General features: G+C 54.9%; 20 protein-coding genes. 10 read left to right on the forward strand and 10 right to left on the reverse strand.

What is annotated here, in order from left to right:
• The first annotated feature begins 72 nt into the window (after window positions 1–72).
• The gene (gene sulA, locus FU672_RS06495; RefSeq protein ID WP_121425762.1) at window positions 73–582 is read left to right on the forward strand and encodes an SOS-induced cell division inhibitor SulA; all 510 of its coding nucleotides are present in this window, start codon (window positions 73–75) and stop codon (window positions 580–582) included.
• A 354-nt stretch (window positions 583–936) separates the two neighbouring features.
• Window positions 937–1,992 carry a porin OmpA gene (gene ompA, locus FU672_RS06500; RefSeq protein ID WP_148242612.1) on the forward strand — a complete coding sequence of 352 codons (1,056 nt, stop codon included), beginning with the start codon at window positions 937–939 and terminating at the stop codon, window positions 1,990–1,992.
• A 63-nt stretch (window positions 1,993–2,055) separates the two neighbouring features.
• On the opposite strand, the gene matP is transcribed toward ompA, so the two are convergent.
• The gene (matP, locus tag FU672_RS06505) at window positions 2,056–2,508 is read right to left on the reverse strand and encodes a macrodomain Ter protein MatP (RefSeq protein WP_063143983.1); all 453 of its coding nucleotides are present in this window, start codon (window positions 2,506–2,508) and stop codon (window positions 2,056–2,058) included.
• Window positions 2,509–2,694: 186 nt separating this feature from the next.
• Here matP and FU672_RS06510 point away from each other — a divergent pair, with 186 nt between their 5' ends.
• Together FU672_RS06510 and fabA are read left to right on the forward strand one after the other, a co-directional pair.
• Window positions 2,695–4,455, forward strand: coding sequence for an AAA family ATPase (locus FU672_RS06510; protein WP_148242613.1), 1,761 nt, complete (start codon window positions 2,695–2,697; stop codon window positions 4,453–4,455).
• Window positions 4,456–4,523: 68 nt separating this feature from the next.
• On the forward strand, window positions 4,524–5,042 hold the full coding sequence (gene fabA / locus FU672_RS06515; RefSeq protein WP_008499931.1) for a 3-hydroxyacyl-[acyl-carrier-protein] dehydratase FabA: 519 nt from the start codon (window positions 4,524–4,526) through the stop codon (window positions 5,040–5,042).
• Window positions 5,043–5,113: 71 nt separating this feature from the next.
• On the opposite strand, the gene rmf is transcribed toward fabA, so the two are convergent.
• The 6 genes from rmf to rlmKL form a co-directional block, all read right to left on the reverse strand.
• A complete protein-coding gene (gene rmf / locus FU672_RS06520) occupies window positions 5,114–5,281 on the reverse strand; it encodes a ribosome modulation factor (RefSeq protein WP_013097261.1) in 168 nt (55 codons plus the stop codon).
• A 256-nt stretch (window positions 5,282–5,537) separates the two neighbouring features.
• Window positions 5,538–6,104, reverse strand: coding sequence for a membrane integrity-associated transporter subunit PqiC (pqiC, locus tag FU672_RS06525; RefSeq protein ID WP_148242614.1), 567 nt, complete (start codon window positions 6,102–6,104; stop codon window positions 5,538–5,540).
• Entirely contained in the window at window positions 6,101–7,741 is a 1,641-nt protein-coding gene (gene pqiB, locus FU672_RS06530; protein ID WP_148242615.1) for an intermembrane transport protein PqiB, read from the reverse strand. Before pqiB ends, pqiC begins: the two co-directional genes overlap by 4 nt.
• Window positions 7,742–7,745: 4 nt before the next feature.
• On the reverse strand, window positions 7,746–8,999 hold the full coding sequence (pqiA, locus tag FU672_RS06535) for a membrane integrity-associated transporter subunit PqiA (RefSeq protein ID WP_148242616.1): 1,254 nt from the start codon (window positions 8,997–8,999) through the stop codon (window positions 7,746–7,748).
• A gap of 13 nt (window positions 9,000–9,012) precedes the next feature.
• Window positions 9,013–10,920, reverse strand: coding sequence for an ABC transporter ATP-binding protein (locus FU672_RS06540; RefSeq protein ID WP_148242617.1), 1,908 nt, complete (start codon window positions 10,918–10,920; stop codon window positions 9,013–9,015).
• Window positions 10,921–10,932: 12 nt separating this feature from the next.
• On the reverse strand, window positions 10,933–13,041 hold the full coding sequence (rlmKL, locus tag FU672_RS06545) for a bifunctional 23S rRNA (guanine(2069)-N(7))-methyltransferase RlmK/23S rRNA (guanine(2445)-N(2))-methyltransferase RlmL (protein ID WP_148242618.1): 2,109 nt from the start codon (window positions 13,039–13,041) through the stop codon (window positions 10,933–10,935).
• Between the two features lie 98 nt (window positions 13,042–13,139).
• On the opposite strand from rlmKL, the gene FU672_RS06550 reads away from it, so the two are divergent.
• On the forward strand, window positions 13,140–14,249 hold the full coding sequence (locus FU672_RS06550; RefSeq protein WP_148242619.1) for a YcbX family protein: 1,110 nt from the start codon (window positions 13,140–13,142) through the stop codon (window positions 14,247–14,249).
• Here FU672_RS06550 and zapC read toward each other — a convergent pair.
• Complete coding sequence (gene zapC, locus FU672_RS06555) at window positions 14,246–14,788, reverse strand: cell division protein ZapC (protein ID WP_148242620.1); 543 nt, start codon at window positions 14,786–14,788, stop codon at window positions 14,246–14,248. The two genes, FU672_RS06550 and zapC, sit on opposite strands and share 4 nt — an antisense overlap.
• 165 nt (window positions 14,789–14,953) lie before the next feature.
• Window positions 14,954–15,964, reverse strand: coding sequence for a quinone-dependent dihydroorotate dehydrogenase (pyrD, locus tag FU672_RS06560; RefSeq protein WP_148242621.1), 1,011 nt, complete (start codon window positions 15,962–15,964; stop codon window positions 14,954–14,956).
• Window positions 15,965–16,212: 248 nt separating this feature from the next.
• On the opposite strand from pyrD, the gene ssuE reads away from it, so the two are divergent.
• From ssuE to ssuB, 5 genes are read left to right on the forward strand one after another with little or no spacing between them, the layout of a single operon-like run.
• Window positions 16,213–16,788, forward strand: coding sequence for an NADPH-dependent FMN reductase (gene ssuE / locus FU672_RS06570; RefSeq protein ID WP_148242622.1), 576 nt, complete (start codon window positions 16,213–16,215; stop codon window positions 16,786–16,788).
• Window positions 16,781–17,743, forward strand: a complete 963-nt coding sequence (locus FU672_RS06575; RefSeq protein ID WP_148242624.1) for a sulfonate ABC transporter substrate-binding protein — start codon at window positions 16,781–16,783, stop codon at window positions 17,741–17,743. The genes ssuE and FU672_RS06575 overlap by 8 nt, the downstream gene beginning before the upstream one ends.
• A complete protein-coding gene (ssuD, locus tag FU672_RS06580) occupies window positions 17,740–18,885 on the forward strand; it encodes an FMNH2-dependent alkanesulfonate monooxygenase (protein WP_148242625.1) in 1,146 nt (381 codons plus the stop codon). The genes FU672_RS06575 and ssuD overlap by 4 nt, the downstream gene beginning before the upstream one ends.
• Window positions 18,886–18,894: 9 nt before the next feature.
• Window positions 18,895–19,686: an aliphatic sulfonate ABC transporter permease SsuC gene (ssuC, locus tag FU672_RS06585; protein WP_023311016.1), complete on the forward strand. Its 792-nt coding sequence runs from the start codon at window positions 18,895–18,897 to the stop codon at window positions 19,684–19,686.
• Window positions 19,683–20,453: an aliphatic sulfonates ABC transporter ATP-binding protein gene (gene ssuB, locus FU672_RS06590; RefSeq protein WP_148242627.1), complete on the forward strand. Its 771-nt coding sequence runs from the start codon at window positions 19,683–19,685 to the stop codon at window positions 20,451–20,453. The genes ssuC and ssuB overlap by 4 nt, the downstream gene beginning before the upstream one ends.
• 49 nt (window positions 20,454–20,502) lie before the next feature.
• Here ssuB and pepN read toward each other — a convergent pair whose 3' ends face one another.
• On the reverse strand, window positions 20,503–23,115 hold the full coding sequence (gene pepN, locus FU672_RS06595; RefSeq protein ID WP_148242629.1) for an aminopeptidase N: 2,613 nt from the start codon (window positions 23,113–23,115) through the stop codon (window positions 20,503–20,505).
• Window positions 23,116–23,149 lie beyond the last annotated feature (34 nt).

Raw genomic sequence — 23,149 nt, forward strand, 5'->3', positions numbered from 1 at the left:
AAAATGAGGTTGATCTTTATGCATACAGGGGTTACTGTATATTCATACAGTAACTACAGGGCTGGAATGAATATGCACACTTCAGGCTATGCAAATCGCTCAACCTCTCTCTCTTCTACCGCAGGCAATGTCGCGCAGAATTCCGTCGAGCGTGTTTCCACGGGGCTTATCAGTGAAGTGGTTTATCGTGAAGACCAGCCCCTGTTGACGCAACTTCTGTTGTTGCCGTTATTGCAACAGCTTGGTCAGCAATCACGCTGGCAGCTTTGGCTCACGCCTCAGCAAAAACTGAGCCGTGAGTGGGTTCAGTCGGCAGGCCTTCCGCTCACCAAGGTCATGCAAATTAATCAGCTCTCGCCTTGCGATACCGTTGAGTCGATGATCCGCGCGTTACGCACCGGAAATTACAGCGTGGTGATTGGATGGTTACCGGAAGAATTGACGGAAGAGGAACATTTCCGTCTGACTGAAGCAGCTGAAGAAGGGAATGCGATCGGGTTCATTATGCGTCCGGTTCGATCGGATTCTTACCGCAGAGGACAACTTTCTGGGCTAAAAATTCACTCGAATTTGTATCATTGAGTGAAATTAAGATTTTTCCTGGAATTTTTTTTGACCACAAGATGGGATTTAAGTTCCCGGCCTCAAAATTGCGGCAAGGCTTGTCTGGTGCGGTTCTCCTTAATTTTATTGCACAAAATTCGTTCGGAAAATGTTAAATAATCGATATACGGAACTTTTTTTTTCATATGCCTGACGGACTTCACACTTGTAAGTTTTCAGCTACGTTGTAGACTTTACATCGCCAGGGGTGCTCGGCCTAAGCCGAAGATATCGGTAGATTTATATTTGACCACGCCCCCCGGTGAAGGATTTAACCGTGATTCTCTCCTGAGACTTTCATGGCGAATTTTGGATGATAACGAGGCGCAAAAAATGAAAAAGACAGCTATCGCGATTGCAGTGGCACTGGCTGGCTTCGCTACCGTAGCGCAGGCCGCTCCGAAAGATAATACCTGGTATGCAGGTGGTAAACTGGGCTGGTCTCAGTTCCACGACACCGGCTGGTACAACAGCAGCCTGAACAATGATGGCCCTACTCACGAGAGCCAGCTTGGTGCAGGTGCGTTCGGTGGCTATCAGGTTAACCCGTATGTTGGTTTTGAAATGGGTTACGACTGGTTAGGTCGTATGCCATACAAAGGCGACACCATCAACGGCGCTTTCAAAGCACAGGGCGTTCAGCTGACCGCTAAACTGGGCTACCCAATCACTGACGATCTGGACGTGTACACCCGTCTGGGCGGCATGGTATGGCGTGCAGACTCCAGCAACAACATCGCTGGTGACAACCATGATACCGGTGTTTCCCCAGTATTCGCTGGTGGCGTTGAGTGGGCTATGACCCGTGACATCGCTACCCGTCTGGAATACCAGTGGGTTAACAACATCGGCGACGGCAACACCGTTGGTGTTCGTCCAGACAACGGCATGCTGAGCGTAGGTGTTTCCTACCGTTTCGGCCAGCAGGAAGAAGCAGCACCAGTTGTTGCTCCAGCGCCGGCTCCAGCTCCAGAAGTACAGACCAAGCACTTCACTCTGAAGTCTGACGTTCTGTTCAACTTCAACAAAGCGACTCTGAAACCAGAAGGTCAGCAGGCACTGGATCAGCTGTACTCTCAGCTGAGCAACCTGGATCCTAAAGACGGTTCTGTAGTGGTTCTGGGCTTCACCGACCGTATCGGTTCTGACGCTTACAACCAGAAACTGTCTGAGAAACGTGCTCAGTCTGTTGTTGATTACCTGATCTCTAAAGGTATCCCAGCTAACAAGATCTCCCCACGTGGTATGGGCGAATCTAACCCAGTTACTGGCAACACCTGTGACAACGTGAAAGCTCGCGCTGCACTGATCGACTGCCTGGCTCCAGATCGTCGCGTAGAGATCGAAGTTAAAGGCATCAAAGACGTTGTAACTCAGCCAGCGGCATAAGTTATCGTCTTATAAAAAAACCCCGCCATGCGGGGTTTTTTATTGTCTGCAGAAAAGAAAAATCTATTTTTTACCCAACAGAGCCTGAAGGTCGTTCTTCAGTGTCGACATCTGGTTGGCGTACTTCTCTTTATGTTCGGCATCCTCAATTAACTGCACAATGGTTTCCGAAAGCGTTTTGCCCCGACGTTGTGCCAGCCCGGCCAGGCGTTGCCAGACAACGAACTCCAGGTCGATTGATTTTTTGCGAGTGTGCTGATGCTCAGCATTAAAATGCCGTTTGCGTCGCGCGCGGATAGTTTGCTTCATCCGGTTTAACAACGCGGGATTGATGTGTTTCTCAATCCAGCTGTTAACCTGTACCGGTTCATTTTCGAGGGTCAGCAAAATATCCACGGCTTCTTGCGCAGCGCTGGCTTCGATGTAGCAGGTGATCAGCTCCCCTTCACGGTGCTTTTTGACCAGGTACTTCCATTTCCAGCCGCTTTCAAGATTTTCCAGTTGTTGATATTTCATTGCGATCTCAGTGTTACCACGTAACTCTGTTCAGAATATCAGTTTTTTAGCAATCTGCTGAAAAGAAATCATATCCTGTGAGTGAATGCAGCCAATCGCCCTGTCGAAATACCCAATCCTGCTTGGGTAGAGCCCCCCGCTTACGGTATACTCCACGTTTTTACATCTGACTAAAAAACATCAACTTTGACCATTACGAAACTTGCATGGCGTGACCTTGTTCCGGATACCGAAAGTTACCAGGAACTGTTTGCACAGCCCGAACTCGCAAAAGAACACGAATTCATCCTTAGCGATACGCAGCCTCGTTTGCATTATGCGCTGGAGCAGGTGTTAAGCCCATGGGCAACGGCGCCCTTCATGCTGCTCAAGGCCCCGGAAGAGGCGGAATACCTGACGCTGCTCGGAGATGCCGTGCGCCAGCTGAAGCCAGGAGCGAACGCAGTTTTTGGCGGCCAGTATCGTATTGCGGGACATGATGTCACTTTTGAACCGGCGGCGCAGGTCGATGGCCGTTTTGCCGCTAAGGGCGAGGTGGTTACCGCTAACTGGGTCGAGGCGGAACAACTCTTTGGTTGTCTGCGCCAGTTTAACGGCGAACTTTCGCTCCAGCCGGGGCTGGTACATCGCGCAAATGGCGGTGTGCTCATCATCTCACTGCGCACCCTGCTCTCGCAGCCGCTGTTGTGGATGCGTCTGAAAACCATCGTGCACCAGCAGCGTTTCGACTGGGTCGGCTACGATGAGTCTCGTCCTCTGCCTGTCTCTGTTCCGTCTATGCCGCTGTCGCTGACCGTCGTGCTGACGGGCGACCGTGAATCGCTGGCGGACTTCCAGGAAATGGAACCAGAACTCGCTGAGCAGGCGGTGTATAGCGAATACGAAGACAACATCCAGATTGCTGACGCCGACGATATGGCGCAGTGGTGCCAGTGGGTGATGGCCGTTGCTGAACGTTTTGCGCTGCCAACCCCTGCGGCTGACGCGTGGCCGGGCTTAATCCGCGAAGCGGTACGCTACACCGGTGACCAGGAAACGCTGCCGCTTTGCCCGCTCTGGATCGGCAAACAGCTGCGTGAAGTGGGTGTGATCAGCGGTGACGGGGCGTTCACCGGAGAACAGCTCACTCAGATGTTGGCTCAGCGTGAGTGGCGAGAAGGCTATCTTGCCGACCGTATGCAGGATGAAATTCTGCTGGAACAAATTCTGGTGGAAACCGAAGGCGAGCGCGTCGGGCAGATCAACGCCCTGTCGGTGATTGAATTTCCTGGCCATCCGCGCGCATTCGGGGAACCGTCCCGTATCAGCTGCGTTGTGCACGTTGGTGATGGCGAGTTTACCGATATCGAACGGAAAGCCGAGCTGGGCGGCAACATTCACGCGAAAGGCATGATGATCATGCAGGCGTTTTTGATGTCAGAACTGCAGCTTGAGCAACAGATCCCCTTCTCCGCCTCGCTGACGTTTGAGCAGTCCTACAGCGAAGTGGATGGCGATAGCGCCTCTATGGCCGAGCTGTGCGCCTTAATCAGCGCCCTGGCGGAAGTGCCCATCAATCAGAACATCGCGATCACCGGTTCGGTGGACCAATTCGGTCGTGCCCAGCCAGTGGGAGGCCTCAACGAAAAAATTGAAGGCTTCTTCTCAATCTGTCAGCAGCGCGGTTTAAACGGTAAACAGGGTGTGATTATTCCTGCTCCCAACGCACGCCATTTGAGCCTCAGTCAGGATATTCTGGATGCGGTTGAGCAAGAGCAATTCACCATCTGGGCCATCGAAGGGATTGAGGATGCGCTACCCTTACTGACAAATCTGGTTTGGGATGGCGAAGGGCAAACCACCCTGATGCAGACTATCCAGGAGCGCATAGCTCAGGCGACACAGCAGGATGCTCGTCATCGTTATCCATGGCCGTTACGCTGGTTGGGCTGGTTTAGTTCGAACTGATCGGACTTGTTCAGCGTACACGTGTTAGCTATCCTGCGTCCTTCACTAAAATAAGGCTTACTGAGAACATGGTAGATAAACGCGAATCCTATACAAAAGAAGATCTTCTTGCCTCTGGTCGCGGTGAACTGTTTGGCGCAAAAGGCCCACAGTTACCGGCCCCGAACATGCTGATGATGGACCGTGTCGTGAAAATGACCGAAACCGGCGGCAACTTCGATAAGGGTTACGTAGAAGCAGAACTCGATATCAACCCGGACCTGTGGTTCTTCGGTTGCCACTTTATTGGCGATCCGGTAATGCCTGGCTGTCTGGGCCTGGATGCCATGTGGCAGCTGGTTGGCTTCTATCTGGGCTGGCTGGGCGGCGAAGGTAAAGGCCGCGCACTCGGTGTGGGCGAAGTAAAATTCACTGGCCAGGTTCTGCCTACAGCGAAGAAAGTCACCTATCGTATTCACTTCAAGCGCATCGTTAACCGCCGCCTGATTATGGGCCTGGCAGATGGCGAAGTGTTGGTAGATGGTCGTCTGATCTATAGCGCAAGCGACCTGAAAGTTGGCCTGTTCCAGGACACTTCCGCGTTCTGATCGTGCTTTTCGCACCCGCAGAAAGGCGAAACCTCCGCATTGCGGAGGTTTCTTTTTTGAAAGAGACGTTATCAGGCTATGAGTGCCCTGTCGCCGATGGCTTCTCGCCAGCCTCCAAGCCATTGTGACCTTTGATTTATCGTCTGATAAGGACACATTTCTTTAGAACGTCCAGCGATGCCGGCCTGATAACCACGTTGATGAGCCCGTTCCAGGCGATCTCGTTTCTGTCTCTTCATGCCTCGTTTCCCTCATTCTTTTGTCTGGTGGAAAGAAAACAGTGTCTGCACTAAATGCACAGGCACAGATAACGAATACCCCGAATTACTCGCAGCGTCAATGTTCAAAATTCATACGGGTGTCATATTTGTGAGCTACCTGGAAGTTCATTTGTACAAAAATTGTGATGTGGCACAACTAACAATCTGAAGTGAAAACGAAAAAAAAACCGCAATCAGCGACAGGCCAACTGCGGTTTTTGATGATGAATTTTACTTATGGCAGCCGGGAAATCTCCCTCGCGATGCTGGCCGACTCCTGGCCCCAACCCTGAGCCAGGACTTTGACCATTTCGTCATAGCCATCTTTCTGCTGCTTCAGCTCCAGATGGAAAGGACGCTTAATCAGCTGCCCCTGATGATTCAGCAACCACTCCCCGCTGATCACCACCGCACCGTCATAACGGCCGTGGAAGCCTGTTACCGTGACGTTCAGCGTATCCTGATCGTTACCCAACGGCTGCGACGCGACAACCCACCCCGGAAGCTGACTGCCCAGATTGGCCACCAGCGTGTTGCGCAGCTGCTGATCCAGAGGGCTGGCCCACAGGTTGTTCGTCGCAATCACGTATTTAACGTCGCTGGTCTGATAGACCACGCCGTTTCCTGCCAGATAATCCGGCACGGCAACCTGCTCAACCCACAGCTGACGGTTTCCCTGGCTGGCCGTACTTTGCCCACCGCTGTGGGTAGCCACAGGCAGCTGATAGTAGCTTTTATTATCTACCCCTGAACTGCACGCCGTTAACAGCAGAGCGCCAACCATCAATAGCCACTTGTTCATTCTTTTGCCCTCTTCGGCTCAGGATCCTTTTTATCTTTCGCTTCGAACACCAGCGCATTGCTCTTCTCGTTGAGCGTTTTCAGCACCGGCTGCAGTTCACGCAAGACCTGATCAAGACGCTGCATATCTGCCACCATCTTGTTGTAGGCCGCAGAGCCCGGCTGGAAGCCCTGCATACTGCGGTTCAGCTCACGCAGCGTTTTCTGCATGTCCTGCGGCAGCTGCTGCATACTCTGGCTCGCCGTGATCTTGTTGATGTTATCCAGCGTGGTTTGCAGACGACGCATCGTTGCCTGGCTTTCGCTCAGAGAGTTCGTCGCCGCTTCAATCATCGGATTCAGTGGCAGATTGTTGATCTTATCCAGCGTCTCCATCAGACGCTGCTGGATCTGAGCCAGACCGCTGCTTACCGTTGGAATGATCTTGTAGCCGCCAAATTCACGGATACCGGTAATCGGCGGTGCTTTCGGGTAGAAGTCCATATCCACGTACAGCGCACCTGTCACCAGGTTACCCGTTTTCAGCGATCCACGCAGGCCTCGTTCCATCAGTTGACTGATATGGGCGGCAATATCCTGATTCTCACCAATCTGATTAAGCAGACGTTCCGGCTCGATGCGGATCAGCACAGGAATACGATAATCATCGTCCAGCATCTGGCTCAGACCCGGGACAAAGAATGGAACTTGTCCAACCGTACCAAGACGAATACCTCGGAACTCAACCGGCGCTCCCGGCTGCAGACCGCGGACGGAATCTTTGAAGAACATCAGGAAGTCAATGTGATCGGTATAGAGCGCGTCCTGAATGCTTCGCTGATCGTCAAAGAGTCTGAACGCCGTTTTCTCCGCAACCGGCTGCCCCAGATCCTGCCCTTCTGGCACATCAAAGCTCACCCCGCCGCCAAACAGCGTGGTTAAGGAACCCATTTCTACGCGCATCCCCGCAGAGGTAAGATCCACCGCGATCCCACTGTCCTTCCAGAAGCGAACGTTGCTGGTTACCAGACGATCGTTTGGCGCATTGATGAACAGCTGATAGCTGATGGTACGCTTTTGCGCGTCGAAGGTGCTGGTTTCAACGGAACCGACGCGGTAGCCGCGGAACAGTACCGGGTCGCCCGCCGTCAGCTGGCCCGCTTTTTTGCTGTCGAGGATCACGCGGATACCCTTGGCATCAGGCGGCGCAAGCGGCGGTGAATCAAGAAGCTGATATTGCCCTGGATGGCTACCCTTCGTGCCGGGCTTCAGTTCAATATAGGCCCCAGAGAGCAGGGTTCCTAAGCCGCTGATCCCCTCACGTCCCACCTGCGGTTTAACCACCCAGAAAACGGAATCGCCATGCAGCAGTTTTTCCATGCCGGCATTAAGGCGCGCCTTAATCTCCACATGGGTTAAATCATCGGTCAGGGTTGCGCTTTCGACCACCCCCACATCCACGCTACGGCTTTTGATGGTCGTTTTACCGCCCTCAATCCCCTCGGCATTGGTGGTTATCAGCGTGACTTCCGGTCCCTGATGGCTGTAATGATAAAACAGGATCCATGCACCGATCAGCGCAGTCACGATGGGAAAAATCCACACCGGCGACCAGTTTTTGACCTTCTGCACTTTCGCCTCTCCACTCTTATTTTCCATGCTCTTACTCTTCCTCATGGCTTGATTCAGGCTCACGATCCCACGATAAACGAGGGTCGAAGGTCATGGCCGCAAACATGGTCATAATCACAACCAGTGCAAACATTAAAGCCCCCATCGCGGGATAAATATTCATCAAACCGCCCATCCGCACCAGCGCAGAGAGAACAGCGATGACAAACACGTCAATCATTGACCAGCGTCCGACAAACTCGACCACTTCATAAATCAGGTGCATGCGCTCGCTGTCGCGTTTCCCATGACCTTTCGCATCCCAGCAGAGCCAGGCGATGGCGATCATTTTTAGGGTTGGCACCATAATACTGGCGATAAAAATGACGCCGGCGACCGGATAAGAACCTTCACCCCACAGCAATACCACCCCGGCCAGGATCGTCGAGGGCATTTTGTCGCCGAGCAAATTGGTGATCATGATCGGCAGAATATTGGCCGGCAGATACAGCATGATGGACGTGACCAGCAGCGCCATCGTCCACTGCAGACTATTTTTACGGCGTACGTGACCTTTCGTTTCGCAGCGCGGACAAACGTCGAGATCGGCGGGCAGCACGGCGGTGCAGCATGGGCAAGAACGCAGCCCCTGACGAATACCGGGCACACCGACCTTCACCGTCTGCGCAAGCGTCGGCGCCGGGGCGATATCATCCCACACCCAGCGCCTGTCCACGCACTGGAATGCGCGCAGCTGCAGGACGCAGTACAGGCACCACGGAATAAAGCTGCTGCCAATCCCCACATCGCCGTACGCCATCAGCTTCACGAAACTGACCAGAATGCCCGCCAGAAAGATTTCGGCCATGCCCCAGCTTTTGAGCTGAAAAAGGATACGCGCGAGCCGGATTTTCAGGGGCGCCGGCATCCTTACGCGGTTGACCAGCAAAAGGATAACGACCAGGCAAAAAGCCGGGACTATCTGGACAAACAGGAGAAAAAAGGTGCCGAGGCTGGCGTAATCTTCCGAAAACATTACGCCCGGGATTTCAAGCAAATCCACCTGGCTGGTTATCCCCCCCACCTTCATATAGATGAAGGGGAAGAGATTGGAGAGCAGCAGCATGAACAATGCTGCCAGAGCGTAAGCAGTGGGACGCTGCCGCGGCGCATCCCACTCGGTTGTCAACGTCGCACCGCAACGTGGACACAGGGCTTTATGTCCGTGACCAAGCTCTGGCAACGCCACGAGCATATCGCATTGCGAGCATAAAATATGCCTGTCGGCATGGTGCTGGTCACACATATGTTATCCCTGTTTATGCGCCGTTTTTCAGAGACTCAAGGTACTCCCAGCGCTCAAATGCTTCTTCCAGGGCTTTTTCAGCCGCGGACAGTTCAGACAGTACTTTCTGAGTATAGTCATGCGATTGGCTAAAGAATGACGCATCAGCAACCTGTTTTTGCAGATCCTCAAGCGCGGCCTCCAGTTCTTCCAGACGCTGAGGTAGCCCCTCCAGTTCGCGCTGCAGGTTATAACTTAGTTTAGCCGAGGTTTTCTTGACAGTTTCTGCTTTTGTTACAGCAGGTTCAGAACTTGTTTTGGACTTTGACTGTTTCTGCGCCAGAGACTGCGATTGCTGCCCTTTTGCATCGTGATAACCGCCTACGTATTGTCCAATTCGCCCTTCACCTTCGAAGATCCAGCACTCGGTCACGGTGTTATCAACGAACTGACGATCGTGGCTAACCAGCATCACGGTACCCTGATAACCGTCAATCAGTTCTTCGAGCAGTTCCAGCGTTTCGACATCCAGGTCGTTCGTTGGTTCATCGAGAATCAACAAGTTACTTGGTTTCAGGAACAAACGCGCCAGCAGCAGACGATTACGCTCTCCTCCAGATAACGCACGCACTGGGGTCATTGCACGTTTCGGATGGAACAGGAAGTCCTGCAGATAGCCCAGCACGTGGCGCGGTTTGCCATTAACCATCACCTCTTGCTTACCTTCAGCAAGGTTATCCATTACCGTTCTGTCTGGGTCCAGTTCTGCACGGTGCTGGTCGAAGTAGGCGACTTCCAGCTTTGTCCCGCAGTGAACACGGCCGCTGTCAGCCTGCAGCTGACCGAGCATCAGCTTGAGTAACGTGGTTTTACCACAGCCGTTCGGGCCAATGAGCGCAATTTTATCGCCACGCTGCACCTGAGCGGAGAAGTCTTTCACCAGAACTTTCCCATCGACCTGGTAATCCACATTTTCCATTTCAAAGACAATCTTACCGGAGCGAGATGCCTCTTCGACCTGCATCTTCGCGCTCCCCATCACTTCACGGCGAGCACTGCGCTCGTTACGCATCGCTTTCAGGGCACGCACGCGGCCTTCGTTACGGGTACGGCGGGCTTTGATACCCTGGCGGATCCAGACCTCTTCCTGTGCCAGCTTGCGGTCAAACTCAGCATTTTGCAGCTCTTCCACACGCAGGTTTTCTTCTTTTTCCAGTAGATAGGTATCGTAATCGCCAGGATAAGTCACCAGCTTACCGCGATCGAGATCGACAATACGCGTTGCCATATTGCGGATAAACGAACGGTCGTGTGAGATGAAAATAATGGTGCCGTTAAAGGTTTTCAGGAACCCTTCCAGCCAGTCAATCGCTTCGATATCCAGGTGGTTGGTCGGTTCATCCAGCAACAGCACCTTCGGGCCGCTGACCAACGCACGCCCAAGCGCCGCTTTACGCAGCCAGCCGCCGGAGAGCGCCGACAGCTCCATATCCGCATCCAGACCTAACTGATCCAGCACTTCCGTAATACGGCTTTCAAGCTGCCACAGACCGTGATGATCCAGAAGCTCCTGCAGGCGTGCCATCTCATTGAGATTTTTTTCACTTGGGTCGGTCATCACCAGATGTGAAATTTCGTGATAGCCCTTCAGGTATTCAGCTTGCTCAGAAATCCCTTCTGCAACGAAATCATAAACGGTACCCGCCACGTTACGAGGAGGGTCCTGCTGCAGACGGGAAACAATCAGATCCTGCTCGTAAACAATGCGCCCGTCATCCAGGCCCTGTTCACGGTTGAGGATTTTCATCAGCGTGGATTTACCCGCGCCGTTACGGCCTACAAGACAGACGCGTTCGTTGTCTTCAATATGCAGTTCAGTATCATCGAGAAGTGGCGCATCGCTAAAAGAGAGCCACGCGCCATGCATGCTAATTAATGACATTTATTTTTCCTTTCAGACCGCGGTAATCAACCAGCAGTTATGAATTTGACGGTTACGGGCAAAGTCCTGAGACAGCGTTTTTTGGCTGATTTCTTGTGCTTTCAGTCCCAGGTCAGCTAAACCGTCATGATCCATACGGAAGCCGCGTTTGTTGTTCGAGAACATAATGGTGCCGCCCTTACGCAGCAGGCGCTTCAGGTCGGTCATCAGGCGCAGGTGATCGCGTTGTACGTCAAAGCTATCTTCCATACGCTTGGAGTTGGAGAAGGTCGGCGGATCGATAAAGATCAGATCGAACTGCTCGTCGGTATCACGCAGCCAGCCCAGCACGTCGGCCTGCATCAGGCGATGCTGACGTCCGGTTAAACCGTTAAGACGCAGGTTGCGCTCCGCCCATTCCAGATAGGTACGGGACATATCCACCGTGGTGGTGCTCCGCGCGCCGCCCAGACCGGCATGCACGCTCGCGCTACCGGTATAGGAGAACAGGTTGAGGAAATCTTTGCCCTTGCTCATCTCGCCCAGCATGCGACGGGCGATACGGTGGTCAAGGAACAGGCCGGTATCCAGATAGTCGGTCAGGTTTACCCACAGGCGGGCGTTGTATTCGCCCACTTCGATAAAATCGCCCTTCTCATTCATCTTCTGGTACTGGTTTTTCCCTTTCTGGCGCTCGCGGGTCTTCAGCACCAGCTTGTTCGGCGTGATGCCGAGCACGGCGATGGTGGCCGCAATCACATCCAGCATGCGCTGACGCGCTTTTTGCGCATCAATGGTTTTCGGTGGAGCATATTCCTGAATCACCACCCAGTCCGCGTAGCGGTCAACCGCCACGTTGTACTCCGGCAGGTCGGCGTCGTACAGGCGGTAGCATTCAATCCCTTCCTGCTTCGCCCACTTTTCATATTTCTTCAGGTTCTTGCGCAGGCGGTTGGCATAATCTTCCGCCACGCCAGATGGCTTGCTGTCCGCCGTTTTCTCCGCCAGATGGTAGTTCTTCTGCACGCAGTCCAGCGGACCGTTTTTCGCCTTAAACTGGCGATCGGCACGCAGCTGCAGGCAGCTCAGCAGCTCCGGCGAGGCGCTAAACAGAGACAGGTTCCAGCCGCCGAAGTAGTCCTTCATGTTGCGGCCCAGCAGGCTGTGCAGGGCAATCAGCGCCGGTTCACTGTCCAGACGCTCGCCGTATGGCGGGTTGCTGATCACGGTACCGTACGGGCCTTTTGGCAGCGGGTTGGTCAGATTCGCCACGTCTTTCACCTCGAAGGTAACCAGCTCGCCGATACCGGCGCGACGGGCGTTGCTGCGCGCGCGTTCAATTACGCGCGGGTCGCTGTCCGACCCGTAGAAGTGGGAGGTGTACTCCGCCAGACCTTTGCGTGCGCGGGTCTGCGCGTCGTCTTTGACCTCTTTCCAGAGCGCTTCGTCGTGCTGCGCCCAGCCTTTAAAGCCCCAGTGACCGCGATGCAGGCCCGGCGCGCGGTCAGTTGCCAGCATGGCCGCTTCAATCAGCAGCGTACCGGAACCACACATCGGGTCGAGCAGCGGCGTGCCCGGCTGCCAGCCGGAGCGCATTACGATGGCGGCGGCCAGCGTTTCTTTAATTGGCGCCATACCAGTACGATCGCGATAGCCGCGCAGGTGCAGACCTGCGCCGCTCAGATCGAGAGAAATACTCGCCGTGTCACCGTTCAGCCAGACGTTAATACGCAGATCCGGATTTTCGCGATCGACGTTCGGGCGTTCCTTATTTTTACGCGTGAAGCAGTCCACAATGGCGTCTTTTACGCGCAAGGCACCGTACTGGCTGTTGCGGATCTCATCGTTCACGCCGTTGAAATGCACTGCAAAGGTGGCATTTGGCGTGAAGATCTCTGTCCAGTCGATCATCTGGACGCCGGTATAGAGGTCCAGGTCGCTATAGACCTTGCACTCTTTCATCGGCAGCATTATGCGCGACGCCAGACGGCTCCACATCAGGCTCTGGTAAATAAGCCGCGTGTCGCCCTCAAAATGGACACCACCCTGAACCACCTGGCACTCTTGCGCGCCCAGGCTTTCCAGTTCAGTTTTTAACAGCTCTTCCAGCCCACGGGCCGTACTGGCAAACAGAGAATTCATATCGTCACTTTTACTCTTAGAAAATTGTCGCGCATTATAGCTAATATGGCGTGTATGTCATAAAGTTGAAGGCTTATTTTCATTTGTGGGAGTGTGCAGTGGCGACGTTATCCAGGCTTTTTATTCATCCGGTGAAATCCATGCGTGGCATCGGCGTCTCTCACGCGCTGGCCGACATGAGCGGATTCGCCTTCGATCGTATTTTTATGGTCACCGAGCCTGACGGCACGTTCATTACCGCACGCCAGTTCCCGCAGATGGTTCGCTTTACCCCTTCCCCGCTTCATGACGGTTTGCACCTTACCGCGCCGGACGGTTCCAGTGTGGTCATTCGCTTTGCTGATTTTGCGCCTGTCGATGCGCCAACGGAAGTGTGGGGCAATCATTTTACCGCGCGCATCGCCCCGGATGAAATTAACCGCTGGCTGAGCGATTTCTTCTCCCGTGACGTGCAGCTGCGCTGGGTTGGGCCTGAACCGACGCGTCGCGTGAAGCGTCATGACGCCGTTCCCCTCTCCTTCGCCGATGGCTTCCCGTTCCTGCTGACTAACGAAGCCTCACTGCGTGATTTACAAGGCCGCTGCAAAGCCAGCGTTCAAATGGAACAGTTTCGTCCGAACCTGGTGGCGACGGGTGTCGACGCCTGGGAAGAGGACACCTGGAAAGTGATCCGCATTGGCAGCGTCATTTTTGACGTGGTAAAGCCTTGCAGCCGCTGCATTTTCACAACGGTAAGCCCTGAGAAAGGCCAGAAGCACCCTTCCGGCGAACCGCTGAAGACGCTGCAGTCGTTCCGCACCTCGCAGGACAACGGCGATGTGGATTTCGGTCAGAACCTGATCCCGCGCTCCAGCGGCGCAATCCGCGTCGGTGATGAGATAGAGATTCTTGCCCGAGGGCCTGCAAGAGTGTACGGCTCAGGTCAGGAAGAAGAAATGGTCGACGTTGAGACGAATGTCGCCTCTGCGGTAGATATTCACTGGCAGGGCAACGTCATCCGTGGCAACAACCAGCAGGTATTACTGGAGCAACTGGAGCAGGCAGGTATTCGCGTACCCTATTCCTGTCGCGCAGGCATTTGCGGATGCTGCCGCATCAAGCTGGTGGATGGAGAGGTCAGTGCGCTGAAAAAATCAGCAATTGGGAATGACGGCACAATTCTGTGCTGTAGCTGCATACCGAAAACGTCCGTACAGCTGGAAGCTTAAACCGCCTGTTCGAGGCTGAAGGAATCTACGCGCAGCTGTGGCTTCAGCCTGTCATTCATCACTTTAATGGCATCGCCAAGCTGCATCGTCCGCCCGGCAATGGTTACGCCGGGCTGCGCCAGCAGACAGAGTGCGGCATTTTCGCCCGGCTCAACCACTAACAGACTCACCTCTTCTGCGGTATCGCTCAGATTAACGCTGGCCGCATCGCCCGTTGCCGGGGTCCAGCTCAAGGCGTGCGCAAGAAAATGCCAGCTTTTTGGCATTTGCGGTTTCAGGAAGCGGATAGCCACCAGCGCATTTAATACCAGCTCGGCACGCTGCTCTTTAGAGAGCACCAGATCGCGGCATTTTTCTTCAAAGGAGAAATAAAGCGCCGCATCGTCAACGCAAAAGCCCGACGGGGAAAACGCGTCCGGGGTTAACATTCGGCGGGCAAAACGAGAACGAAACAACATGCCATTAGCTAAATCGAGCATCATTCGGTCATGCTCGTCGCAAAAATACCAGCGCCAGTTATCGTCAGGTTTAATTCGCATGTGTCTCTCCCGTCCCCAAACGTCCTGTACTAAAAATGTCCTGATTGCCGCTTTGTTTATAACACCATTAATAAAAGACTATAATGTCTAAATAAGCAACAGTGACGGAATATAAAACAACCAGGGCTGGAAATAAAGCCCTGGTTGTCTGATTAAGAGAAAAGATTAGATATGAGTAACGATTTCTTTAATCAGCGGCGGTCCTTTAAAAATAAAGCCGGAATAGATTTGCACCAGTGACGCACCCGCCGCCATCTTCTCGCGCGCAGCAATCACTGAGTCAATGCCACCGACGCCAATAATTGGCAGACGTCCTTTTAATTCTGCAGACAGGGCACGAATAATTTCGGTGCTTTTTAATTGCACCGGACGTCCACTTAACCCACCCGCTTCGTCACAGTTTTTCATTCCCTGCACGAGGGAGCGATCGAGGGTGGTATTGGTTGCAATCACACCATCAATATTATGGCGAACTAAACTGTCGGCAACCTGGATCAATTCTTCGGCAGAAAGATCCGGGGCGATCTTAACCGCGACCGGAACATATTTATGGTGGATCGTCTGGAGTTCATTTTGTTTATTTTTAATGGCACTCAGAAGATCGTCCAGCGCTTCGCCATATTGTAAGGAACGCAGACCCGGGGTATTGGGTGACGAAATGTTCACCGCAATATAACCGGCATAGGCATAGACTTTTTCCATACAAATCAGATAGTCATCTTTACCCTGCTCTACCGGCGTGTCTTTATTTTTACCGATATTGATGCCTAATATTCCATCAAAATGGGCTTTTTTTACGTTCTCAACAAGGTGATCAACACCGAGATTATTGAAGCCCATGCGGTTGATCAGCCCTTCGGCTTCAACCAGGCGGAACAGGCGCGGCTTGTCATTTCCCGGCTGCGGTCTCGGTGTGACGGTACCGATTTCAATGGAGCCAAAGCCCATCGCGCCCAGGGCTTCAATGCACTCGCCATTTTTGTCCAGACCAGCCGCCAGACCCAGCGGATTTTTAAAGGTCAGACCCATGCACTGCACAGGTTTTTCCGGCACATTCTGACGCACCAGAGCGGCCAGAGGCGTTCCGGTAATACGACGTAATTGCTGCATTGTAAATTCATGAGCGCGCTCAGGGTCGAGCTGGAAAAGGGCTTTACGAACGAAGGGGTAGTACATGAACTCTCCTGGATTCCCGGTGTGCAAACCGGGAGTGGATTATGGGCGATCCACACGCGAAAGGGAATTGACCTGCGGCAAAAAATCAGCGTAAAACGCAATCGTTTACCTCCCTGTCTATTTCTTATGCACTTTTTCGCATTTTAATTGCAGATAAATCATTTAGTGGAATAACCGCGCGGTGTCACACTCCTGAAAATTGTTATGAATGTTAGATAAAAGCAAACAATTGGTTATAAGGAGGAAGTATGCGCGTCATTACCCTGGCCGGAAGTCCACGATTCCCGTCGCGCTCCAGCGCCCTGCTGGAATATGCCCGCGAAAAACTCAATGCCCTGGATGTGGAAGTGTGCCACTGGAACCTGCATAACTTCGAACCTGAAGATTTGCTCTATGCCCGTTTCGACAGCCCTGCGCTGAAAACCCTCATTGAGCAGCTTCACGGCGCTGACGGTTTAATTGTGGCAACGCCCATTTATAAAGCCTCTTTTTCCGGAGCGCTGAAAACCCTGCTCGATCTGCTTCCGGAACGCGCCCTGGACGGCAAGGTCGTGCTGCCGCTGGCAACGGGCGGTACGGTTGCCCATTTACTGGCCGTGGATTATGCCCTGAAGCCGGTGCTGAATGCGTTGAAAGCGCAGGAGATCCTCCACGGCGTTTTCGCAGATGACTCCCAGGTTATCGATTATCAACATAAACCTCATTTCACGCCAAACCTGCAAACCCGCCTCGATAATGCCCTGGAAACCTTCTGGCATGCTCTGCACCGCAGGGATATCCAGGTGCCGGCGTTTGGTCAGCCTCAAGGAGTCGCACATGTTTAAAACGTTAACCCGTATCGGACTGGCAGGTCTGATGGCGCTTACCTCGCTGGCTCATGCCGCGGAAACGGCTCCGGAAAGTTTACGCATTGGCTATCAGAAAGGCAGCGTCAGCATGGTGCTGGCGAAAAGCCACCAGCTTCTGGAAAAACGCTTCCCGGACACCAAATTCTCCTGGGTGGAGTTCCCGGCTGGCCCGCAGATGCTGGAGGCCCTGAACGTCGGCAGTATCGATCTTGGCAGCACGGGTGACATTCCGCCGATATTCGCCCAGGCGGCGGGAGCCGACCTCGTCTATGTTGGCGTTGAGCCGCCCAAACCGAAGGCCGAAGTGATTCTGGTGCCTGAAAACAGCGACATTAAAAGCGTCGCCGATCTCAAAGGCCATAAAGTTGCTTTCCAGAAAGGTTCCAGCTCACACAACCTGCTGCTGCGTGCCCTGCAAGAAGCCGGGCTCAAGTTCACTGATATTCAACCTGTTTACCTGACGCCTGCCGACGCGCGCGCCGCGTTCCAGCAGAAGAACGTTGATGCCTGGGCCATCTGGGATCCGTACTACTCCGCCGCATTACTGCAGGGCGACGTTCGCGTGCTGAAAGACGGTACCACGCTGAAACAGACTGGCTCGTTCTATCTTGCCGCGCGCCCTTATGCGGAAAAGAACGGCGCATTTATTCAGGGCGTACTGGATACCTTTACCCAGGCCGATGCGCTGACCCAGACCCAGCGTCAGGAGAGCATTGCCCTGCTGGCGAAAACCATGGGCTTACCTGAGCCGGTGATTGCGAGCTATCTCAACCACCGTCCGCCGACCACCATTACGCCCGTGGACGCGCACGTCGCCGCGCTTCAGCAACAAACTGCTGACCTCTTCTATCAAAACCGCCTGGTTCCAAAACAGGTCGATATTCGCGAACGCATCTGGCAGCCCGCAGGCAAAGAAGGAGCTAAATCATGAGTCTGAATCTTTTCTGGTTTTTACCCACCCACGGTGATGGACACTATCTCGGTACAGAAGAGGGTTCACGTCCGGTTGACCATGGCTATCTGCAGCAGATTGCGCAGGCGGCAGACCGAATCGGTTTCACCGGGGTACTGATCCCAACCGGACGCTCGTGCGAAGATGCCTGGCTGGTCGCCGCGTCGATGATCCCGGTCACCCAGCGTCTGAAATTCCTGGTCGCGTTACGCCCAAGCGTTGTCTCCCCCACCGTGGCGGCGCGTCAGGCGGCAACGCTGGACAGACTGTCCAACGGTCGCGCCCTGTTTAACCTGGTGACGGGCAGCGACCCGCAGGAGCTGGCGGGCGATGGGGTATTCCTCGACCATACCGAGCGCTATGAAGCCTCCGCCGAGTTCACCCGCGTCTGGCGACGTCTGCTGGAAGGTGAAACCGTCACCCTTGAAGGCAAGCATATTCACGTTCGTGACGCGAAACTCTACTTCCCGCCGGTGCAGCAGCCGCGCCCGCCTCTCTATTTTGGTGGATCGTCGGACGTTGCCCAGGATCTGGCGGCAGAGCAGGTCGATCTCTATCTGACCTGGGGCGAACCGCCTGAGCTGGTGAAAGAAAAAATTGCCCAGGTACGCGCTAAAGCGGCCGCCCATGGCCGCAAGGTTCGCTTCGGCATTCGCCTGCACGTGATTGTGCGCGAAACCAATGAAGAAGCCTGGCAGGCCGCCGACCGTCTGATTTCCCATCTGGATGATGAGACCATCGCGAAGGCGCAGGCCGCGTTTGCGAAAACCGACTCCGTCGGACAGCACCGAATGGCGTCCCTGCACAACGGCAAGCGCGAGAACCTGGAGATCAGTCCGAACCTGTGGGCGGGCGTCGGTCTGGTGCGCGGCGGTGCGGGCACGGCGCTGGTCGGCGACGGACCGACCATAGCCGCCCGGATTAATGAATACGCTGACCTGGGTATCGACAGCTTTATTCTCTCCGGTTATCCGCATCTGGAAGAGGCGTACAAGGTGGGCGAGCTGTTGTTCCCGCATCTGGATGTCGCCATTCCGGAAATTCCGCAGCCGCAGCGGCTTCAGCTTCAGGGCGAAGCCGTGGCGAACGAGTTTATTCCACGCAAAGCCGCACAGAGCTAAGGAGTGACCATGTCTGCCACCTCACAAAAATGGCTGCTGCGCGCCGCGCCGTGGTTTTTACCCGTCGGCATTGTGGCTCTCTGGCAGCTCGCGTCGTCCACCGGCTGGCTGTCGAGCCGCATTCTGCCCTCTCCGGAGGGCGTCGTAGAAGCGTTCTGGTCGCTGAGCGTGAGCGGTGAGCTATGGCAGCATCTGGCGATCAGCTCCTGGCGCGCCGTGATTGGGTTTTCCATCGGCGGCAGCATCGGTCTGGTTCTGGGCTTGATCAGCGGCCTTTCCCGCTGGGGCGAGAGGCTGCTGGATACGTCCATTCAGATGCTGCGCAACGTACCGCATCTGGCGCTGATCCCGCTGGTGATTTTGTGGTTTGGCATTGATGAGAGCGCCAAGATCTTCCTCGTGGCGCTGGGCACATTGTTTCCGATTTATATCAATACCTGGCACGGCATCCGTAATATCGATCGCGGCCTGGTGGAGATGGCGCGCAGCTACGGCTTATCGGGTTTTTCCCTCTTTATACACGTGATTCTGCCCGGCGCCCTGCCCTCCATTATGGTCGGGGTGCGTTTTGCGCTCGGCCTGATGTGGCTGACGCTGATTGTGGCGGAGACCATCTCGGCCAACTCCGGCATTGGCTACCTGGCGATGAACGCCCGCGAATTCCTGCAAACGGACGTGGTGGTGGTTGCCATCATCCTGTATGCCCTGCTCGGCAAACTCGCCGACGTCAGCGCCCAGTGGCTGGAGCGCAGCTGGCTGCGCTGGAACCCGGCCTACACCCTTCAGGAGGCGAAAGCATGAATACTGCACGACTGAACCAGGGAACACCGTTACTGCTGAACGGCGTGACCAAACGCTACGGCGAAAACACCATTCTTAACGGGTTGGATCTGCATATTCCCGCAGGACAATTCGTGGCCGTTGTCGGGCGCAGCGGCGGCGGCAAGAGTACCCTGCTACGGCTACTGGCCGGACTGGAAGCCCCCAACAGCGGTGACATTCTGGCAGGAACGACGCCGCTGGCAAATATTCAGGACGATACCCGCATGATGTTTCAGGATGCGCGCCTGCTGCCGTGGAAGACGGTTATCGACAATGTCGGGCTCGGTCTGAAGGGCAACTGGCGGGATGAGGCCCGCCAGGCGCTGGCCGCCGTTGGGCTGGAAAATCGTGCGGGTGAATGGCCTGCAGCCCTCTCGGGTGGGCAGAAGCAGCGCGTGGCGCTCGCGCGGGCATTGATTCACCGTCCGGGCCTGCTGTTGCTTGATGAACCGCTCGGCGCGCTCGATGCCCTGACGCGGATAGAAATGCAGGATTTGATTGGATCCCTGTGGCAGGCGCACGGCTTTACGGTACTGCTGGTGACGCATGACGTGAGCGAAGCCGTCGCGATGGCTGACCGGGTGCTGTTAATAGAGGACGGGAAAATAGGTCTGGATCTGTCGGTGGATCTTCCGCGGCCTCGTCGCGTGGGCTCGGCAAGACTGGCAGAGCTGGAGGCAGAAGTGCTGGAGCGGGTGATGAAGCGCGGGGGTACAGAGTTACAGCGAGCTAAGGCTAATGCCTGATGCCCTCACCCCGGCCCTCTCCCTGTGGGAGAGGGAGGGTTAACTTTTATTATGCTAACGCTTTAGCAATCTTCTCGTACAGATCGCCAGACAGGTTTTCCAGTCCTTTCAGTTGCTCCAGCGCGGCACGCATCTTCGCCTGACGCTTCGCATCGTAGCGTTTCAGCCGGATAAGCGGCTCAATCAGGCGGGACGCCACCTGCGGGTTACGGCTGTTCAGCTCGGTCAGCATTTCCACCATGAACTGATAACCGCTGCCGTCTTCGGCGTGGAACGCGGCCGGGTTGCTGCTGGCAAACGCGCCAATCAGAGAACGCACGCGGTTAGGGTTGCTCAGGGTAAAGGAGCGATGCTTCAGCAGGCTACGCACTTTGCTAAGTGCATCAGCCGCCGGGCTGGTCGCCTGCAGGATGAACCACTTGTCCATCACCAGGCCATCCTGGTGCCACTTGTCGTCGTACTCCTGCATTAGCGCATCACGGCACGGCAGTTCGGCGGCAACGCTTGCGCCCAGCGCGGCCAGCACGTCGGTCATGTTATCCGCTTCGTGATACTGCTTGCTCACCAGGGTGTTCGCCAGCTCGGTTTCACCAAACGCAAGATAGCGCAGACAGGTATTGCGCAGAGAACGTTTACCAATGTCCGCGTGTTCCACGCGATAAGCGTCAAGCTTATTGGCGTTATAAATCGCCAGGAACTCATCGGCCAGTTCTGCAGCCAGCGTACGGGTCAGGGCTTCACGCACCGCCACGATGGCAATCGGGTCGATGATATCAAACAACTCGGCGATTTCAGTCGCTGATGGCAGGGTCAGAATTTCAGCCGCCAGCGCCGGATCAATCTTCTCATCCAGCAGGATCGCGCGGAACGCGTCAGCCACATGGACAGGCAGCGACAGCGGCTGGCCCTGCTGATGACGGTTTACGTTGAGCTTAATGTAGGTCGCCAGCAGGCTTTGCGCCGCATCCCAGCGGGAGAAATCGTTACGCGCGTGACGCATGAGGAACGTCAGTTGCTGATCGCTCCACTTGTACTCCAGCTTCACCGGCGCGGAGAATTCACACAGCAGCGCAGGCACCGGCTGGAAGTAGACGTTATCGAAGATAAAGGTCTGCTCGGCCTGGGTCACGTTCAGCACGTGGTGTACCGGGTGGCCGCCCTTCTGGAGAGGAATAACGTTGCCTTCGTTATCGTACAGCTCAATGCTGAACGGAATATGCAGCGGATATTTCTCTTCCTGCTCCGCCGTCGGCGGCGTGCGCTGGCTGATGGTCAGGGTGTACTGCTCGGTTTCCGGATTGTAATCGTCTTTGACGGTGACAACTGGCGTACCGGCCTGGCTGTACCAGCGGCGGAAGTGAGAGAGATCGACGTTAGAGGCATCTTCCATCGCCTGCACAAAATCGTCGCAGGTGGCCGCACTGCCGTCATGACGCTCGAAGTACAGCTGCATCCCTTTCTGGAAGTTCTCCTCGCCCAACAGAGTGTGGATCATACGGATAATTTCAGCGCCCTTCTCGTACACCGTCAGGGTGTAGAAGTTGTTCATCTCGATGACTTTATCCGGGCGGATCGGGTGCGCCATTGGGCTGGCATCTTCCGCAAACTGCAGGCCACGCATGGTGCGCACGTTGTTGATGCGGTTCACCGCGCGTGAACCCAGATCGGAGCTGAACTCCTGATCGCGGAAGACGGTCAGGCCCTCTTTCAGGCTCAGCTGGAACCAGTCGCGGCAGGTAACGCGGTTACCGGTCCAGTTGTGGAAATATTCGTGGCCGATGACGCGTTCAATATCGAGATAGTCTTTGTCCGTTGCGGTATCGGTACGCGCCAGCACGTATTTGGAGTTAAAGACGTTAAGGCCTTTGTTTTCCATCGCGCCCATGTTGAAGAAATCGACGGCGACGATCATATAGATGTCGAGGTCATATTCGAGGCCGAAGCGCTCCTCGTCCCACTTCATGGAGTTGATGAGCGAGGTCATCGCCCACGGCGCGCGGTCCAGGTTGCCGCGGTCAACAAACAGCTCCAGCGCCACCTCGCGGCCTGAGCGCGTTTTGAAGGTATCGCGCAGCACGTCGAAATCCCCCGCCACCAGCGCAAACAGGTAGCACGGTTTCGGGAAGGGATCCTGCCACTGTACCCAGTGACGGCCATTCTCCAGCTCGCCTTCGCCTACGCGGTTACCGTTGGAGAGCAGGAAGGGATACAGGGTTTTATCGGCGATGATTTTGGTGGTAAAGCGCGCCAGGACGTCCGGACGGTCGAGATACCAGGTTATGTGGCGGAACCCTTCCGCTTCACACTGGGTACACAGCGCCACGCCTGACTGGTAAAGCCCTTCCAGCGCAGTGTTGGCGGCAGGGCTGATTTCATTCACGATGCGCAGCGTAAACTGTTCCGGCAGGTTGTCGATGACCAGCTGGTTGTTTTCTTCTTTATAGTCTGACCAGGCTTCATCATTAATATGCAGGGAGACCAGCGTCAGGTCTTCACCATCCAGACGCAGCGGCACCGCAGTTGCGCTGTGGCGCGTCACCTGGCTCACCGCCGTGACAACGGTTTTAGTGGCATCCAGGTCAAAAGTCAGATCGATTTCGCTAATCAGGTAATCCGGCGCACGGTAGTCGTGGCGGTATTTGGCTTGTGGCTGTTGTGTCATAGAAAACCTTATGCATCGTTTGTCGAGTAACGTT

Source organism: Enterobacter asburiae (assembly GCF_008080435.1).
Taxonomy (GTDB): Bacteria; Pseudomonadota; Gammaproteobacteria; order Enterobacterales; family Enterobacteriaceae; genus Enterobacter; species Enterobacter asburiae_C.